A 1,061-nucleotide genomic window follows, 5' to 3' on the forward strand; every position below is an offset into this window, starting at 1 on the left:
TCGATGCGATCGCCGGCGGCGGCGACGAAGCCTTCCATTGGGTCGGCAGCGCCGTCTTCACCGGCAGCGCCGGTGAGTTGCGCGGATATAATGAGGCCGGTAAGTTCCTCATCGCCGGCGACGTCGATGGGGATGGCGTCGGCGACTTCCTTCTCCAGGTCAATGTCCCGCTCACCAGCGCCGATATCGTCCTATAGACAACCTGCCAGCTCCCGCAGGTCAATCATCCCCCGGGCTAACGCCCGGGGGTTTTTGTCAGCGCCTGCCTACGAACCGCTTGCCCGTCACCGTGCAAGCGGTGATTGAGGCCGCACCCAAGCTAGGCGAATATACGGGCGTTTGGCAGGAGGGTTTCTAGCCCTCGCGGATATCCCGACGAGAACGATTATTTTGAGCGACGTGCGGGCGCCTTCTTGCGGCCACCGCCGCGTCCCTTGGTGCCAAGCCCGATCTCTTTCGCGAGCGCGCGGCGCTTCTCCGTGTAGTTCGGAGAGGTCATCGGATAATCCTTGGGCAGATTCCACTTCGCGCGATAGTCGTCGGGGGTCATATTATAGTGCGTCATCAGGTGACGGCGCATCATCTTCATCTTCTTGCCGTCTTCGAGGCAGACGATGTAATCGGGTTTCACAGACGAACGGATCGACACCGCGGGTTGCTGCGGTTCCGGTTCAGCTTCGGCCTTCTGACCAAGACCCGACAGCGCTTCATGCACCGAGCGGATGACGAGCGGAATATCCGATATGGCGACGTTATTGTTGCTCACATGCGCTGCGACAATATCCGCCGTCAGCCTGACGAGCGTTTCCTGATCTTCCATGTTCAACTCCGATCCGGTTTCGATAGCTTTCGATGGGCTGCGACATGCACGTATGTCATCGCCGCTTCAAGTGTATCGCGCGGTGACTGCCTTGCGGCACCGCGCCAAGGCGCGTGACGTGCTCCCCTGAAATGTGACCGAATTTGAGTAGAGTCCGACGCGAAGGAGTCGGACAGAATGAAGCGAAGCAGGTTCAGCGAAGAGCAGATCATCGCGATATTGAAGGAGCATGAGGCGGGGA

General features: G+C 59.5%; 1 protein-coding gene and 1 pseudogene. One reads left to right on the forward strand and one right to left on the reverse strand.

Annotation, left to right across the window (positions count from 1 at the left end; translation table 11 throughout):
* Positions 1-197: pseudogene (locus tag ACIPPQ_RS21700) on the forward strand (right-handed parallel beta-helix repeat-containing protein); the annotation flags it as partial.
* A 188-nt stretch (positions 198-385) separates the two neighbouring features.
* Here the strand turns inward: ACIPPQ_RS21700 and ACIPPQ_RS21705 are convergent.
* The gene (locus ACIPPQ_RS21705) at positions 386-820 is read right to left on the reverse strand and encodes a MucR family transcriptional regulator (RefSeq protein WP_446546116.1); all 435 of its coding nucleotides are present in this window, start codon (positions 818-820) and stop codon (positions 386-388) included.
* Positions 821-1,061: the final 241 nt, after the last annotated feature.

Source organism: Sphingopyxis sp. LARHCG72 (genome assembly GCF_052871675.1).